Source organism: Marinobacter halodurans (genome assembly GCF_004327985.1).
Taxonomy (GTDB): Bacteria; Pseudomonadota; Gammaproteobacteria; order Pseudomonadales; family Oleiphilaceae; genus Marinobacter_A; species Marinobacter_A halodurans.
In genome coordinates this window covers 63157-78075 of the sequence record NZ_SJDL01000009.1, presented here as the reverse complement: position 1 = coordinate 78075, position 14919 = coordinate 63157, and the positions used below count along the sequence as shown (strand labels likewise).

General features: G+C 64.4%; 17 protein-coding genes. 10 read left to right on the top strand and 7 right to left on the bottom strand.

The features are described 5' to 3' along the window. The first annotated feature begins 69 nt into the window (after window positions 1-69). Window positions 70-1251, top strand: coding sequence for an ATP phosphoribosyltransferase regulatory subunit (locus tag EZI54_RS07875; protein ID WP_131480750.1), 1182 nt, complete (start codon window positions 70-72; stop codon window positions 1249-1251). Between the two features lie 45 nt (window positions 1252-1296). After that, a complete protein-coding gene (locus EZI54_RS07870; protein WP_131480748.1) occupies window positions 1297-2595 on the top strand; it encodes an adenylosuccinate synthase in 1299 nt (432 codons plus the stop codon). A gap of 81 nt (window positions 2596-2676) precedes the next feature. On the opposite strand, the gene cmoB is transcribed toward EZI54_RS07870, so the two are convergent. From cmoB to EZI54_RS07840, 6 genes are all read right to left on the bottom strand, one after another. After that, complete coding sequence (gene cmoB / locus EZI54_RS07865) at window positions 2677-3663, bottom strand: tRNA 5-methoxyuridine(34)/uridine 5-oxyacetic acid(34) synthase CmoB (RefSeq protein WP_131480746.1); 987 nt, start codon at window positions 3661-3663, stop codon at window positions 2677-2679. Between the two features lie 20 nt (window positions 3664-3683). Continuing rightward, on the bottom strand, window positions 3684-4454 hold the full coding sequence (gene cmoA / locus EZI54_RS07860; RefSeq protein ID WP_131480744.1) for a carboxy-S-adenosyl-L-methionine synthase CmoA: 771 nt from the start codon (window positions 4452-4454) through the stop codon (window positions 3684-3686). Then, complete coding sequence (locus EZI54_RS07855) at window positions 4438-4833, bottom strand: PA3694 family proteiin (RefSeq protein WP_207389179.1); 396 nt, start codon at window positions 4831-4833, stop codon at window positions 4438-4440. Before EZI54_RS07855 ends, cmoA begins: the two co-directional genes overlap by 17 nt. Window position 4834: 1 nt before the next feature. Further along, complete coding sequence (locus EZI54_RS07850) at window positions 4835-5848, bottom strand: serine/threonine protein kinase (RefSeq protein ID WP_131480742.1); 1014 nt, start codon at window positions 5846-5848, stop codon at window positions 4835-4837. Between the two features lie 76 nt (window positions 5849-5924). After that, a complete protein-coding gene (locus tag EZI54_RS07845; protein ID WP_131480740.1) occupies window positions 5925-6347 on the bottom strand; it encodes a hypothetical protein in 423 nt (140 codons plus the stop codon). Between the two features lie 112 nt (window positions 6348-6459). Further along, on the bottom strand, window positions 6460-7359 hold the full coding sequence (locus EZI54_RS07840; protein ID WP_131480738.1) for a DMT family transporter: 900 nt from the start codon (window positions 7357-7359) through the stop codon (window positions 6460-6462). Window positions 7360-7499: 140 nt separating this feature from the next. On the opposite strand from EZI54_RS07840, the gene EZI54_RS07835 reads away from it, so the two are divergent. Beyond that, the gene (locus tag EZI54_RS07835; RefSeq protein WP_131480736.1) at window positions 7500-8606 is read left to right on the top strand and encodes an NAD(P)/FAD-dependent oxidoreductase; all 1107 of its coding nucleotides are present in this window, start codon (window positions 7500-7502) and stop codon (window positions 8604-8606) included. On the opposite strand, the gene EZI54_RS07830 is transcribed toward EZI54_RS07835, so the two are convergent. Further along, window positions 8599-9351, bottom strand: a complete 753-nt coding sequence (locus EZI54_RS07830) for a ComF family protein (RefSeq protein WP_131480734.1) — start codon at window positions 9349-9351, stop codon at window positions 8599-8601. The genes EZI54_RS07835 and EZI54_RS07830 overlap by 8 nt on opposite strands. A gap of 73 nt (window positions 9352-9424) precedes the next feature. Here EZI54_RS07830 and bioB point away from each other — a divergent pair, with 73 nt between their 5' ends. The 7 genes from bioB to EZI54_RS07795 are packed head-to-tail and all read left to right on the top strand — an operon-like array spanning window position 9425 to window position 14902. Beyond that, window positions 9425-10486 carry a biotin synthase BioB gene (bioB, locus tag EZI54_RS07825; RefSeq protein WP_131480732.1) on the top strand — a complete coding sequence of 354 codons (1062 nt, stop codon included), beginning with the start codon at window positions 9425-9427 and terminating at the stop codon, window positions 10484-10486. Between the two features lie 8 nt (window positions 10487-10494). Further along, complete coding sequence (gene bioF, locus EZI54_RS07820) at window positions 10495-11664, top strand: 8-amino-7-oxononanoate synthase (protein ID WP_131480730.1); 1170 nt, start codon at window positions 10495-10497, stop codon at window positions 11662-11664. Then, on the top strand, window positions 11661-12404 hold the full coding sequence (locus tag EZI54_RS07815; protein ID WP_165495715.1) for an alpha/beta fold hydrolase: 744 nt from the start codon (window positions 11661-11663) through the stop codon (window positions 12402-12404). Before bioF ends, EZI54_RS07815 begins: the two co-directional genes overlap by 4 nt. After that, window positions 12376-13215, top strand: a complete 840-nt coding sequence (bioC, locus tag EZI54_RS07810; RefSeq protein WP_165495714.1) for a malonyl-ACP O-methyltransferase BioC — start codon at window positions 12376-12378, stop codon at window positions 13213-13215. Before EZI54_RS07815 ends, bioC begins: the two co-directional genes overlap by 29 nt. Window positions 13216-13230: 15 nt before the next feature. Continuing rightward, complete coding sequence (bioD, locus tag EZI54_RS07805; protein ID WP_131480724.1) at window positions 13231-13923, top strand: dethiobiotin synthase; 693 nt, start codon at window positions 13231-13233, stop codon at window positions 13921-13923. Between the two features lie 48 nt (window positions 13924-13971). Further along, window positions 13972-14220, top strand: a complete 249-nt coding sequence (locus EZI54_RS07800; RefSeq protein ID WP_131480850.1) for a flagellar basal body rod C-terminal domain-containing protein — start codon at window positions 13972-13974, stop codon at window positions 14218-14220. 25 nt (window positions 14221-14245) lie between these two features. Beyond that, the gene (locus tag EZI54_RS07795) at window positions 14246-14902 is read left to right on the top strand and encodes a putative metalloprotease CJM1_0395 family protein (RefSeq protein WP_207389178.1); all 657 of its coding nucleotides are present in this window, start codon (window positions 14246-14248) and stop codon (window positions 14900-14902) included. Window positions 14903-14919: the final 17 nt, after the last annotated feature.

The window sequence follows — 14919 nt, the reverse complement described above, 5'->3', positions numbered from 1 at the left end:
CATGCCGGGACCTTCTAAATTCTGAAGTCTGCCCGAGGGCAGGCGCCAAGAACGGGTTTTTAGCGACTCATGACTGCTTCCGACCGCTGGTTACTGCCTGATGGTGTGGAGGATATCCTGCCGCCGCTGGCTGGCAGAATCGAATCCCTGCGCCGCGACATCATGGACACCTACCAGCGCTGGGGTTACCAGTTGGTGATCCCGCCCCTGATCGAATACCTCGAATCCCTGCTCACCGGTACCGGCAACGATCTGGCCCTGCAAACCTTCAAGCTGACCGACCAGTTGACGGGGCGCATGATGGGAGTGCGTGCGGATATGACGCCGCAGGCGGCGCGTATTGATGCGCATACCCTGCGCCAGGACAGCGTGACACGCTTGTGCTATGCGGGGCATGTCCTGCATACCCGGCCCCAGCATATGTTGACCGGGCGCACGCCAATCCAGGCCGGCTGCGAGCTGTTCGGCAGCGCCTCGGAAGCGGCCGATCAGGAAGTCATCCGGTTGATGCTGGAGACCCTGCGCATTGCCGGGATTCCACGGATTCACCTGGATCTGGCGCATGTCGCCATCTACCAGTCCCTGATGTCGGAAGCGGATTTTGACACGCAGACCGAACAGGCGATTTTCGACGCCATGCGCCGCAAGTCCATTCCCGAACTCGATGAGTTGCTGGGCGACCGCGCGGCCGCAACGCCGGCCGGACGTTTGCGTAATCTGGCGCGCCTGAGCGGTGGCATCGAGGTGCTGGATGAAGCCCGCGATGTATTGCAGGGTGCCTCGGCGCAGGCGCTCAAGGCCCTGGATGAGCTGGCCCGCGTGGCGGGGGGCATCTCGACGCGTTTCCCGGACGTGGAGCTGGGCTTCGATTTCTGCGAGCTGCGGGGATACAACTACCATACGGGCCTGGTCTTCGCGGCCTATGCACCGGGACACGGGCAGGCCGTGGCCCAGGGCGGACGTTACGACGCCATTGGCCGTGATTTCGGCCGCCCCCGCCCGGCCACCGGGTTCAGTGCCGATGTCCGTGCCCTGGTGGCGCTGGGCGACCGGGCGGGCGTGCCGGGACGCAACATGATCTGGGCGCCGGTCAGCGATGACCCGGCTCTGGCTGATGCCATTGCCGACCTGCGCCGGACCGAGACGGTGCTACAGGCCCTGCCGGACGATTCCGGCGCGACGCCGGAGGCACGGGGCTGCACTCGGCAACTGATTCAACGGGACGGCCAGTGGGTCGTCGAGTCACTTTAACGGATAGGGGCGATCGCCCCGAAACGGGCGTACTGAGAGAACATCATGGGTAAGAACGTCGTTGTACTCGGCACCCAATGGGGTGATGAAGGAAAAGGCAAGATTGTCGACCTGCTGACGGACCAGGCGGCTGCGGTCGCGCGATTCCAGGGTGGTCACAATGCGGGCCACACACTGGTGATTGAAGGCAAGAAAACCGCCCTGCACCTGATCCCTTCCGGCATCCTGCGGGAACATGTGACCTGCCTGATCGGCAACGGCGTGGTGCTGTCCATGGAGGCCCTGCTCAAGGAAGTGCGTGAGCTGGAAGAACGCGGTGTGGCGGTACGCGACCGTCTGCGTGTCAGCCTCGCCTGCCCGCTGATCCTGCCAACCCACATCCGCATCGACCTGGCCCGTGAAAAGGCCCGCGGTAACGACAAAATCGGCACCACCGGACGTGGTATCGGCCCGGCCTATGAAGACAAGGTCTCCCGCCGTGGCCTGCGGGTCGGCGATCTGTGCAATGCCGCCAGCTTCGAAACCAAGCTGCGCGAGATCATGAAGTTCCATAACTTCGTGCTGACCGACTACTACGGTGAGGAAGCGGTGGACGTGGATCAGGCGCTGGCCGACCTGCTGGCCATGGCCAGGGAAGTCCTGCCGATGGCGGCCGACGTCACCGACATCCTTCACGACCTGCGCAAGAAGGGCGAACATATCCTCTTCGAGGGCGCACAGGGCTCCTTGCTGGACATCGATCTGGGAACCTATCCCTATGTCACGTCCTCCAACACCACCGCCGGCGGCACCGCGACCGGCAGTGGCTTTGGTCCGCTGTTCCTGGACTACGTCCTGGGTATCACCAAGGCCTACACCACGCGCGTCGGGTCCGGCCCGTTCCCGACCGAGCTGTTCGACGATTTCGGGCGCCACCTGGCCGAGAAGGGGCGCGAGTTTGGCACCACCACGGGCCGCGCGCGCCGTTGTGGCTGGTTTGATGCCGTCGCCCTGCGCCATGCCATCCAGATCAACAGTGTGTCCGGGATCTGCCTGACGAAGCTGGATGTCCTGGACGGTCTGGAAACGGTCAAGGTCTGCATTGGCTACAAGACGCCCAATGGGGAAATCCAGCGCCCGCCGATCGGTTGCGACAACTACGGCGATATCGAGCCGGTTTACGAAGAACTGCCGGGCTGGAAGGAGAGTACGGTGGGCCTGACCAGCATCGACCAGCTGCCGGACAACGCCAAGGCGTATATCCGCTTCCTGGAGCAGCAGATCGAGGCGCCGATCGACATCATTTCCACCGGTCCGGACCGGGTGGAAACCATCGTCATGCGGCATCCGTTTGGCGAGAACTGAGATTGACCCGTAACGGGTGAATCGAAACAGAAAAGGCGAAGCGTTCGGCGCTTCGCCTTTTCTGTGGGCGCGCTATTGGGGTCAGCCTTTGCTGGCCACCAGGGTCGCGCGCCTGGGGCCGGGGTAGCCTTCGACCGTCCTGGTGGGATCGTCCGGATCCAGGAAGTCCTGCAGGGACTGGAATCGCATCCAGTCGGTGGAGCGCTGTTCCTCGGTGGTCGTCACGGAGACGTCGACGACGCGCGCGTCCCGGAAGCCGGTGCGATCGAGCCAGCGCAGCAGCGTGTCGCAGGTAGGGAGGAACCAGACGTTACGCATCATGCCGTAACGGTCCTCGGGCATCAGGCTATAGCCTTCGGGGCCGTCGACCACCAGGGTTTCCAGCACCAGTTCTCCGCCGTCACGCAGGGTATCCCGCAGTTCCAGCAAATGATCCAGGGGTGAGCGGCGGTGATACAGCACGCCCATGGAGAAGGTGGTATCGAAGCAGGCCAGTTGGGGCGGCAGGTCTTCCAGACGGGCCGGCAGCATGTGCACCCGGGGTTCGCTGAGGTAGTCCTTGACGCTGAAGAACTGCATCAGGAAAAGCAGGCCCGGATCGACGCCAATCACTTCCTCGGCGCCGGCGCCCGCCATGCGCCAGAGGTGGTAGCCCGAGCCGCAGCCCACGTCCAGCACGCGCCGCCCATCCAGGGGGCTGACATAGGGCACCACCCGGTCCCATTTCCAGTCGGAGCGCCACTCGGTATCGATATAGGTGCCAAAAAAATCGAAGGGTCCCTTGCGCCAGGGCATCAGGCCCCGCAACCCCGTTTCCAGATCCTTTTGCTGGGTCGGGTTCAGCGGCGCCTGGGTCTGCAGGGTGACGGCGGGTGCGTTGAGATCCGCTTCCACCTCGTGCAGGACGGGGAGTGCCGACAGGGCGGCGTTCCAGCGCGCCAAGTCGCCGTGGGGATTGGATTCGAAGCGCCGATAAAGCTGGTCGGCGATCTGGCTGGCCCAGTCCTCCTGGTCATTGGCTTCCAGGTCGCTGAGCAAAGGCTGATAGCGATGTTTCCAGTCGAACACGGGGTGCAGTCTCCGGCGGGTCAGGCCTGTTTAAGGGCCAGCAGGGATACGAAATTGAAGCTCTGGTACCACAGGGTGACGCGGTCAAAACCGGCATCCAGCAGGCGTTCCCGATGGGTGCCGATGGTTTCGGGGATCAGCACCTGCTCGATGGCCGAGCGTTTACGACTGATCTCCAGGTCCGAATAACCGTTGGCGCGCTTGAAGTCGTGGTGAAGGTCCGTTTGCAGGGTCTGTTCCCAGTCCATTTCGAAGCGGATTTTTTCCGACAGGATCAGCGCGCCACCGGGTTGCGTTGCCCGGGCAATTCGGCTGAGCAGCTCCGGCCGTTGCCCGGGCTCGATGAATTGCAGAGTAAAGTTGAGGGTGGTGACCGAGGCATTCTCCAGTTGGGTGTCCAGGATATCCTCGCAGCGCAGCTCCACCAGAGCGGGATGATCGTCCAGGGCGACGAAGTGACGGCCCCGCTCGATCATGTCCGGGGAGTTGTCGATGCCGATGACCTGGCAGTCCCGGTCGCCCACGCCATGGCGCATGGCCAGCGTCGATGCGCCCAAAGAGCAACCCAGGTCATAACAGCGGGTGCCATCCTGGGCAAAACGCGCGGTGATGATGCCGATCATGGGAATCAGGGTGGTGTAACCGGGCACCGAGCGCCGGATCATGTCGGGGAAGACCCGGGCGACGGCCGCATCAAAGCGGAAATCGCCTCCCTCGGAGGTCGTGTCGGTGTAGATGCGGTCCGCCTCGAACAGGGGCTCGCGGGATTTCGGATTATTGGTTTTGCTCATCGCTGCCTCCCGTCTCTGGGGAGGTGTCCGGGTTAGGTGCTTCCGGGGCGACCTGCGGCGGGCGCGGTGCCACGGTGCAGCGGATGCCCCGGTTCCTGTAATCCACCAGTACGCCCTTGAGGGTGACGTCCGTATCGGAGCCCACGGCCAGGTAGCCGTCGTAGCATTCGGCATGCAGTTCCGAGGGCTTGGGCGACATCCGGTAGTCCTCGCGGGGACCGACGTAGATGGCCCGGAAGTCGCCGACCTGCACCTTGTCCTTGTCCCGGGTATGGGCGATCAGCCCGACCGTTTCCAGTGCCAGGACGGTGCCCAGTATGGCCACGAAAGCGACGATGAACAGGGCGCGGATGCTGTAGCGGCGCTCGTCTTGTGGCATGTCAGTAAGGCCCGCTGGGATTGATCGGCGGCGCCTGCAGGGCCGCAAGCTGCTCTCTCAGCGCGAGGATCTGGTCGGACCAGAACCGGGGCTGGGCGAACCAGGGAAAGAATTTGGGGAAGGCCGGGTCGTCCCAGCGGCGCGCCAGCCAGGCGGCGTGGCTGATCTGGCGGTAGCAGCGCAATGGCTCGATCAGGTAGCGCTCGCGACGGTTGAAATCGCGGAAGGTCTCGTAGCCTTCCATCAACTCGCTGAACTGCAGGGCGCGTTCTTTCTCGTCCCCGTTGAGCAGCAGCCAGAGATCCTGGATCGCCGGTCCCTGGCGACAGTCATCCAGGTCGACAAACAGCATCTGCTCGTCGCGCACGAGGATGTTGCCGGCGTGGCAGTCGCCGTGCAGCCGTACCGTGTCGACCTGGCCGGCGTCGTCCACCCGCTGCCCGGCGTGGGTCAGCAGATCGGGAATCAGCGAGTCCCAGGCCGGTCGCAAATCGTCGGGAATCCGCCCACTCTCGGTGAGGTAGCGGGCTTCGTTTTCCAGGCCCGTCATCAGGTCCAGGGTCGGGCGGTGCCGGAAAGGGGTGCGGGCGCCAATGTTATGCAGTTGCCCCAGCCACTGCCCCAGCCGCCAGAGCATGTCCGGCTCGCTGGTGTCTGGCGCCTGGCCGCCGCGCTGTGGAAAGACCGCAAACCAGAAGCCGTTATGTTCGCCGATGGTATCGCCGTTCGCCAGTGTGAGCGGCGCCACGATGGGCACTTCGGCCTCCACCAGTTCCAGCGAGAAGGCGTGCTCCTCGGCAATCTGCTCCCGGCTCCAGCGGCCCGGGCGGTAGAATTTGGCGATAACGGAGGGGCTGTCCTCGATGCCGACCTGATAGACCCGGTTCTCGTAGGAATTGAGCGGGAAGATGCGGCCATTGATATGGAAGCCGGCCTCTTCCATCGCGTCCAGCAAGACGTCGGGCGTCAGGTGGTCGTAAGGGTGTCCAGTAGTGTCGTGTCCAGTGTCAGACATAAATCAACGGATCGTGGAGTATGGCGTGGCAATATACCACAGGGCAGGCCGGCTCACAGTGATTCGGCTGCCCGGATCAGTAGGCTGGCTTTCCACTGGGATCCATCTGTTTCAGGTGGTACCAGTTCCTGTCCAACTCCCAGCGGATCTTGTCAATACGCTCGTCAGCCAGGACCAGATTGCCGGCGTGGGCCTGCAGGTGGGCGAACTCCCGTTCGGCCCGCTGCCAGTCCCGGTGGTCGTCGCTGAGTGAGCGCAAGCTGGGGAACAGCGCCCGCAGGGCATCCTGGGTGCTGACTTCGTAGGAGCGCGGTGACGACATGATGGCCGTGTCGCCTTCGACCCGAAGTACCCGGAACTGGTAGGGATAGCCGCTCAGCTTCGGGTCGTCCTGCAAATGGTTATTCAGTGAGATCACTTCGATACCGCGCCAACTCAGCCATCCGATAAAGATGGCAGCGACCAGCATCACGATCAGGAACTGCTTACGATCCGACATCTATACTGCACTCCTTGCATACGCATCCATTGGCGTCGTTACGGCCGTATGGACTCAACCCAGAGTATACCGGCTTGGCCGCCTGTTGTGTGTGAATGTCCAATCCTGTGGCTCAGGGGTGGGTCAGTCGATCGGCGATGATTTCCGACTTCGGGCGTCGGGACGCCGCCAGTAACCCCGCCAGCACCAGCAGGCCGCCAATGGCATGGTAGCCTTCGATGGATTCCCCCAATACCGGCACTGCGATCAGCGCCGCGAAGACCGGGATCAGGTAGGCGAACAGTCCCGCCATGCCGGGGCCCAGCGTGCGAACGCCGTTGTTCCAGAGGAAATACGCCGCAACACTCGGCAGGGTGCCGACGTAGAGCAGGGCGGACAGGTTGCCTGCGTTGAGGGTAAAGCCACCTTCGCGATGCAGTTCCCAAAGGTAGAACGGCAGGATCATCGGTGTGCCCAGCGTGATGAGGATGCAGAGCAGCGGGAACAGCGGGATATCCAGCGGCCAGCGCTTCAGCAGCACCGAATACAGCGCCCAACTGCTGATCGACAGGATCATCAGCAGATCGCCGGGATTGAAGTCGACTCGCAGCAGGGTGTCCAGGTTGGCCCGGGTGAGGATCGTCAGCACCCCGCCGAAGGCGAGAACCAGGCCCGCCAGTTGCCGGCGATGGGGCAATGTCCGCAGGATGATGGCGGAGAAGAGGACGATCATCAGCGGCATGGTGGAACTGACCAGGGCAATGTTGATCGCGCCGGTGCTCTGGGCCGCCAGGTAGAGGATGGTGTTGTAGGCGCCCACGCTGAAGAGAGCGAGGGCAATAACCTGGATCCAGTGGGCGCGAAGGGTCTCCCGGTAGCGCTGCACCGCCCGGAAGGTGAAGGGGGCCAGGTAGAGTGTCGGGATCAGCCAGCGCCAGAACGACAGTGCAAACGGCGGTATCGATTCCGATGTGCCGCGGGCAACCAGCGCATTGCCGGCCCAGAACAGCGTCGTCAAAACCAGGCCTGCCATGGCCCATTGCCGCCCAGACTTGATCACACCATTCCCCTCTATCACTCTCGGTAACGGCGCATAGTAGCATTGTCAGGAAGATGCGCCGATGCTTGTATGGATAACCCGACAGGTCAAACAGCGAGGTTCGGGCAAGGCCCATGAGTGTAGAACAATTTTCCGTGGACGCGGTGGTGATCGGGGCGGGTGTGGTCGGTTTGGCCTGCGCCCGGGAGCTGGCCCTGGCCGGACAGGGCGTTGTGGTCCTGGAGGCCGGCGATCACTGGGGAGAGGGTACGTCATCGCGCAATAGCGAAGTGATCCACGCCGGTCTTTACTATCCGCCGGACTCGCTCAAGGCCCGGTTCTGCATCGAGGGCAAGCAGAACCTTTACCGGTACTGTGAGGAGCGCCGGATTCCCTGCCGCCGCACCGGCAAGTGGATTATCGCCACCGAGCCCGAGCAGGCTGGCGCGCTGACGGACATTGAGGCGCGGGCCCGATCCTGCGACGTGCCCCTGCAGCGGGGGACCAGCAGGGCGCTGGAGGAGGCGCTGCCAGATGTCTCCGCTCATGCCGGCCTGTTTTCGCCGACCACAGGCATTGTCGACAGCCATGCGCTGATGCTGTCGTTGTTGGGCGATCTGGAGGCCGCGGGAGGCTACGTGATCTGCCGGGCACCGGCAGTGGTGGTCACCAGTGACGGTGAGCACCGGGTACAGGTCGGCGGCGACTCGCCTTGCGAGCTGATGGCACCCAGGGTGATCAATGCCGCCGGTCTCGATGCCATTGCCTTGCTGGATCGCTGGGCCGGTTACCCGGTGGCGGCACGCCCGCAAGCCTGGTTTGCCCGTGGCTGCTATTTCAGCTATTCGGGGCGCCATCCATTCGGCACGCTGGTGTATCCGGTACCCGAGCCCGGCGGTCTGGGCATTCACCTGACATTGGACATGGCGGGCCAGGCGCGCTTCGGACCGGATGTGGAGTGGGTCGACGACATCGATTACCGGGTGGATCCCGGCCGCCGCGAGCGCTTCGCCGCGTCCATCCGCACCTGGTGGCCGGCACTGGATCCGGACCGATTGCAGCCGGCCTATGCCGGTATCCGTCCCAAGCTGGGCGGTCCCGGTACCGGCTTCCACGATTTCCTGATCCAGGACGAGCGGAATCACGGGCTGCCGGGCGCGGTCATGCTTCTCGGCATCGAGTCCCCGGGGCTGACAGCCTGCCTGGCGTTGGCGAAAGATGTGGCGGCGCGCCTTACATAGCGTGCTCGGGCACCTGTGGCGTCCGCGCCAGCGCCCAGACCTGCACCCGCGCTGCACCGACCCTTCTCAGGGCCCGCGCCATCTGTTGCACGGTGGCACCGGTGGTCATGACGTCGTCCACAATGGCGACATGGTCCGGGACACTTGAGTCGACCTCAAAGGCCCCGCGCAGGTTCTGCAGGCGCTGGCGTCGGTTCAGGCCGGACTGGGCGCTGGTTTCCCGTCGGCGCCTGACGATATCCGTACACACCGGAATACCCAAACGGTCCGACAGCCACAGTGCAATGTCCTCAGCCTGGTTGAATCCCCGCGCCTGCAGGCGCTGGCGATGCATCGGTACCGGGATCAGGCAGGACGGGCGATCGATGATCCCCGCTTCCAACTCCGTGGCCAGCATCTCCGCCAACGGTCGTCCATAGGCGCGGTGTCCGCCAAACTTGAAACCACTGATCAACTGGTTTACCGGGAAGCCGTAGAGCCACGGCGCGACGGTGGCCTCAAAGTCCGGGGGGCTGGTCAGGCAGCGGCCACACAGTTCATCGCCGACCACCACACCGGGGCTGACCAGGGGCAGCGCGCAGCGGCGGCAGGCCAGCGAATTGCGGGGCAGGTCGGCCGCGCAGTCCGGGCATAGCCCGGGTTCCCGGGTCGTGGCAAGGCAGGTGATGCAGGGGTGGCCGGAACGCGGCCAGCTGTTAACCTTTCGTTGTATGAAGGTTGACAGCGCGGTCAGGCAATTTATCATGCGTTCAATCCTTGAACAGAAAGACGGGCCGGCACCGACCCGCCCTGGTGAGAATCTTACAGGACCGACTCCCATGACAGCATCCCCGATCCGCCACGACTGGACACTGGACGAGATCCGCGCCCTCTTTGACCTGCCTTTCAATGACCTGGTCTTCAAGGCGCAAAGCGTACACCGGGAGCATTTCGATCCCAATGAAGTACAGGTCAGCACGCTGCTCTCGATCAAGACGGGGGCCTGCCCCGAAGACTGCAAGTATTGTCCTCAGAGTGGCCACTACAACACGGGGCTGGAAAAGGAAAAGCTGCTGGAAATCGAGAAAGTGGTGGCTGAGGCCCGTGCAGCAAAAGACAAGGGTGCGTCCCGCTTTTGCATGGGGGCAGCCTGGCGCAGCCCGTCCCGGAAGGACATGCCCTACGTGCTGGACATGGTGCGGCAGGTGAAGTCCCTGGGCCTGGAAACCTGCATGACCCTGGGCATGCTCCAGCAGGACGAGGCGAACCAGTTGGCCGAGGCCGGACTGGACTACTACAACCACAACCTCGACACCTCTGAAAAGTACTACAACCACATCATCACCACACGGACCTACCAGGACCGCCTCGACACCCTGGACAACGTCCGCAAGGCCGGCATGAAGGTCTGCTGTGGCGGCATCATGGGGATGGGCGAAGATGAGGATGACCGTGCCGGTCTGATCATGCAGTTGGCCAACCTGCCACACCATCCCGAGAGCGTGCCCATCAACATGCTGGTTAAGGTGGCCGGCACACCGCTGGAGGACGTCGAGGACCTGGATCCGTTCGAGTTCGTGCGCACCATCGCGGTTGCCCGGATCGTCATGCCGGAATCCCACGTCCGCCTCTCGGCCGGTCGCGAAAACATGAACGACCAGATGCAGGCCCTGTGCTTCCTGGCCGGCGCCAATTCCATCTTCTACGGCGAGAAGCTGCTGACCACCGCCAACCCGGAAGCGGATCACGATCGCCAACTGTTCAAGCGCCTCGGCATCCGTCCGGAGCAGCGCGGTGAGGCCCATACCGACGAAGAGCGGGAGGCTGGTCTCGTCGACGCGCTGGAAAAGGAACGTAATCGCCACCTGTTCTATGACGCGACCGAGCGTCAAACCGCCTGAGGTGTCCCGTGCGTGATTTTCGGGCTGAACTGGAGCAGCGTCAGGCGAATGGCCTCTACCGCTGGCGGCGCGAGGTGCAGACGCCCCAGCAACCGGACATGGTGGTCGACGGCCGGTCCGTACTCTCGTTCTGCAGCAATGACTACCTGGGGCTGGCCAATCATCCTGACAGCGTAGCCGCGGCTCGCGATGCGTTGCTGGAAACGGGCCTGGGTGGCGGCGCCTCTCACCTGATCTGCGGCCACCACAGCGCCCACCATGAGCTGGAAGAGACGCTGGCGCGTTTTACCGGCCGTGAGGCGGCGCTGTTCTTCTCTACGGGGTACATGGCCAATATGGGCGTGATCAGCGCGCTGGCGGGGCGAGGTGACACCATCTTCTCCGATCGCCTGAACCACGCCTCCCTGATCGATGGTTGCATCCTCAGCCGGGCCCGCGTGCGGCGCTATCCCCACGCCGATGTCGCCTTCCTGGAAGCGATGCTGGCCGAGACCGAGGGCCACAAGCTGGTGGTCACCGACGGCGTCTTCAGTATGGACGGCGATGTGGCGCCGCTGCCGGAGATTGCCGCCGCCTGCCGCCGGCACGAGGCCCTGCTGGTGGTGGACGATGCCCATGGTTTCGGCTGTATCGGCGCCGGAGGCCGGGGCAGTATTGATCACTTTGGTCTGTCCGCCGAGGACGTTCCCGTCGTCATCGGTACGCTGGGCAAGGCCTTTGGAACCAGCGGTGCCTTTGTGGCCGGATCGCAGTTGATGATGGATTACCTGGTCCAGAAGGCGCGGACCTATATCTACACCACTGCCATGCCGCCGGCGGTGGCCCGGGCCAGCTGTACCAGTGTGCAGTTGGTGGAGCAGGGCGACGACCGCCGTGCCCACCTGGCGCGAATGATCGCCCGGTTCCGCCGGGAGGCGAGTGCCATGGGCTATACGCTGATGCCCTCGGATACCCCGATCCAGCCCATCCTGGTGGGCGATGCCTGGTCGGCCCTGGCCCTGAGTCAGGCACTGGAAACGCGTGGCATCTGGGTGACGGCGATTCGGCCGCCGACGGTCCCCGAGGGGGAGGCCCGCCTGCGGGTAACCTTCAGCGCGGCCCACACGGAAGCCCATCTGGACCGGCTTTTGCGGGCCCTGTCCGAATGCCGGGAAGCGATCGCCGGCACCGCCGCATGAGCACGCCCGTTGACCAACTGACGCTGATCAGTGGCTGGGGCGCGCCGGTCGGCATGATCGAGTCCTGGGTCGACGGACTGGCGGCTGAAGTGGCGGCGCTGTCCCTCGACGATGCCCTGCTGGCCGATAGCCCCACCTTCGATGCCGCCGTCGATACCCTCCTGGCCCGCACCTGCGGTCGCCAGTGGCTGGTTGGCTGGTCACTGGGCGGGCTGTTGGCCATGGCGATGGCGCAGCGGGCCCCGGAGCGGGTGGCCGGTGTGATCACGGTCTGCACCCATCCCTGTTTTGTGTCCCGGGACGACGGCGATACCGGCATGGCGCCGGGTACCTTTGCCGGATTCCGGGAAGGCCTCGAACGCCACGCGGACCGGCAGTGGCAGCGGTTCATGCGGTTGCAGGTGCACGGGACACCGGATGGGCGGCGCCAGTTGGCGCCCTGGCTTGAGTCGGGGGCGCCGGCGAGTGAAGCCGTACTGTCCAGGACCCTGGAGTGGCTCGCGCAAGTGGACCAGCGCCGTACCTGGGCCGATGTGAATGGGAAGGTGCCGGTGCGGCACCTGTTCGGCCGTCGCGACCCGCTGGTCGATCCGGCCTGCGCCGACAGCTTGCGGGCGCAAGGGGGCGATGCCCGTCAGCTTGATGACCTTTTCCACTGGCCCTTCGGCGATACGGCAACACAAGTTCGTTGGGAAATCGAGGCGTTTCTGGATGAATACCGCGCTGGCCAGGCGGCCTGACCACAATAAGGTGACCGATCCGCGTCGCGGTACCCGGTCGACGATCGCCCGGGATTTTGGCGCTGCGGCGGCGAGCTATGATCGGGCCGCTCGTCTTCAGAGGCACATGGGGCGTCGTCTGCTGGAGCTGTTGCCGGCTTGCCGTGCGGATTCGGTGACGGATCTGGGCTGCGGAACGGGCCTGTTCCTCGAGACGTTGCAGCAACGATTTCAACCGGAGTGCCTGAACGCCGTCGACCTGTCGCCGGAGATGCTGGACTACGCCCGCGCCCATCGCGCCCTGGATGCGCATTGGCTGGCCGCGGATGCCGAAGCGCTGCCACTGGCGGACGCCAGTCAGGATGTGGTGTTTTCCAACCTGATGATCCAGTGGTGCGATGACCCGGAGCCGGTGCTGCGCGAGTGTTTCCGGGTTCTGCGCCCTGGCGGTTGGCTGGTGTGTTCCACCTTACTTGACGGCACGCTGGGTGAGCTCGATGCGGCTTGGCAGGCGGTGGATCCCGGGCGTGCCCACATCAACGACTTTGAAACGCCGGATGCGATGCGTCACGCACTGGTGCGTGTCTTTGGCGGAGGTGAAGTCCGGCAGGAGAGCGTTGTCCTGGATTACCCGCACCCGGCCGACCTGCTGCGGGAGCTCAAGGACCTTGGCGCCCACCACAAGGCGCCGGACCGGCGGCGGTCGCTGACCGGGGCGCGCCGTCTCAAACAACTCTATCGCTGCTATCCGCGCCAGGGCGGGGGGCATGTGGTGGCCAGCTACGAGGCCGGCTACCTGATGGCCCGGCGACCGCCAGGCGCCGCTGACTAGGATTCAGATCAAACCATGGCTAAACGTACCTTTTTTGTCACCGGCACCGATACCGGTGTCGGGAAAACCCTGGTATCCGCTGTTCTGCTGCGCGCGGCGGCCCAGGCCGGGCTGCGCACCGTCGCCATCAAGCCGGTGGCCTCCGGCTGTGAGGAGACGCCCGAAGGGTTGCGCAATGAAGACGCCCTGGCATTGCAGGCGGCAATGACCGAGGCCTTGCCTTACGACCAGGTCAACCCGGTCGCATTGGCGCCGGCGATTGCGCCCCATATTGCGGCGGTCCAGGCCGGGCGCCAGTTGACGGCCCAGCGTCTGGCCGGATTGTGTCGGGGAATGCAGATGCGGCCGGCCGACCTGATGCTGGTCGAAGGGGCCGGCGGCTGGCGGGTGCCGCTGAATGACCGGGAAACCTATTCCCGGGTGGCCCAGGAACTGAATTCACCAGTGATCATGGTGGTGCCTTTACAACTGGGCTGTATCAACCATGCGCTGCTGACCGCCGAGGCCATCCGCGCCGATGGCCTGCCCCTGGCGGGTTGGGTCGCCAACCGGCTGGCACCGGAGCCCATGCCGGTTGAAGCCGAAAACCTGGTCTACTTGCGCGAGCATGTGCCGGCACCCCTGTTGGGGGAACTGCCCTGGCAGGAGGAGCCCGATATTGAAGCGCTGATAAATTGTATCGATTTGAAACCGTTGATTGATAATTGACCAGTGCTCTGCTTCAATGCAGGCATGGTCCAATAGGCGGTCACCATGATGATCAGCAACAACAGTTTCGCAATCGGTGTTCAGGGTGTTCAGGACGGCATGGCGGGGATGGAAATGTCCGCCCGCAAGATCGCCCGTGCCGGTACGGATGGCCCGCAGGGCAGTGCCGAAAGCAGTAACGACTTGATCGAACCCATCGTCGACATGAAGCTTTATGCCCGCAATGTCGAGGCTTCCGCGCAGGTGGTGAAAACCGCCGACGAGACCCTCGGGACACTGCTCGACGTTATGGCCTGATCCGCACAGCTGATGGAGGCCTGCGGTGACCGCTTCTCTCGCGTCCATTGGAGCCTTGCTCCCCTACGCCGTGTCGTCGGCATCCGGCCAACGCTCTGGAGCGCTGTCGGATCCGGCGGATTCCCGCCCCGCCCAGGCGGATCCTCCTTCAGAAGCTATTAAAGCTCGCGCCCGGGGCACCAAATCGGACGCATCGCTGGATGATTCGGATCTGGCCGAACTGCGTGACCTGAAAGCGCGCGACCGGGAAGTCCGGGCCCACGAAGCGGCGCACCAGTCGGCGGGTGGCCAGCATGCCGGAGCCGCCAGCTTCACCTACACCCGCGGGCCGGACGGTGCCCAGTACGCCACCGAAGGCGAAGTCCCCATCGATATCGCGCCGGTTTCCGGCGATCCCCAGGCGACCATCGACAAAATGCGCACGGTCCGGGCGGCGGCCCTGGCACCGGCACAGCCGTCGTCCCAGGATCGGCAGGTAGCAGCGCAGGCTATGCAGATCCTGCTGCAGGCCCAGGTCGAAAGGGCGCAGGAAGGCGGTCGCGCAACATCGCCGGCGGGCGCTGAGGACGGCGACAGTCCGGCGCCTGCCAGCCGTGCCGCCGGGGCCACCTACCGCCGTGTCGAAGGGCTGACCGGTCTCGAATCGGACACGCCGGCCACGGCGTTCCAGGCAACCGCCTGATCCCTCCCCGCATGGCC

Bases quoted from the DNA above. Each gene is read 5' to 3' on its own strand.
- EZI54_RS07840 (WP_131480738.1), bottom strand. From the start codon at position 7,359: ATGGCAGGCCTGGTTTTGACGACGCTGTTCTGGGCCGGCAATGCGCTG.
- EZI54_RS07850 (WP_131480742.1), bottom strand. From the start codon at position 5,848: ATGTCTGACACTGGACACGACACTACTGGACACCCTTACGACCACCTG.
- EZI54_RS07830 (WP_131480734.1), bottom strand. From the start codon at position 9,351: ATGATAAATTGCCTGACCGCGCTGTCAACCTTCATACAACGAAAGGTT.
- cmoA (WP_131480744.1), bottom strand. From the start codon at position 4,454: ATGAGCAAAACCAATAATCCGAAATCCCGCGAGCCCCTGTTCGAGGCG.
- EZI54_RS07845 (WP_131480740.1), bottom strand. From the start codon at position 6,347: ATGTCGGATCGTAAGCAGTTCCTGATCGTGATGCTGGTCGCTGCCATC.
- EZI54_RS07815 (WP_165495715.1), top strand. From the start codon at position 11,661: ATGAGCACGCCCGTTGACCAACTGACGCTGATCAGTGGCTGGGGCGCG.
- EZI54_RS07800 (WP_131480850.1), top strand. From the start codon at position 13,972: ATGATCAGCAACAACAGTTTCGCAATCGGTGTTCAGGGTGTTCAGGAC.
- bioC (WP_165495714.1), top strand. From the start codon at position 12,376: ATGAATACCGCGCTGGCCAGGCGGCCTGACCACAATAAGGTGACCGAT.
- EZI54_RS07875 (WP_131480750.1), top strand. From the start codon at position 70: ATGACTGCTTCCGACCGCTGGTTACTGCCTGATGGTGTGGAGGATATC.
- EZI54_RS07855 (WP_207389179.1), bottom strand. From the start codon at position 4,833: ATGCCACAAGACGAGCGCCGCTACAGCATCCGCGCCCTGTTCATCGTC.
- bioB (WP_131480732.1), top strand. From the start codon at position 9,425: ATGACAGCATCCCCGATCCGCCACGACTGGACACTGGACGAGATCCGC.
- EZI54_RS07835 (WP_131480736.1), top strand. From the start codon at position 7,500: ATGAGTGTAGAACAATTTTCCGTGGACGCGGTGGTGATCGGGGCGGGT.
- bioD (WP_131480724.1), top strand. From the start codon at position 13,231: ATGGCTAAACGTACCTTTTTTGTCACCGGCACCGATACCGGTGTCGGG.
- EZI54_RS07870 (WP_131480748.1), top strand. From the start codon at position 1,297: ATGGGTAAGAACGTCGTTGTACTCGGCACCCAATGGGGTGATGAAGGA.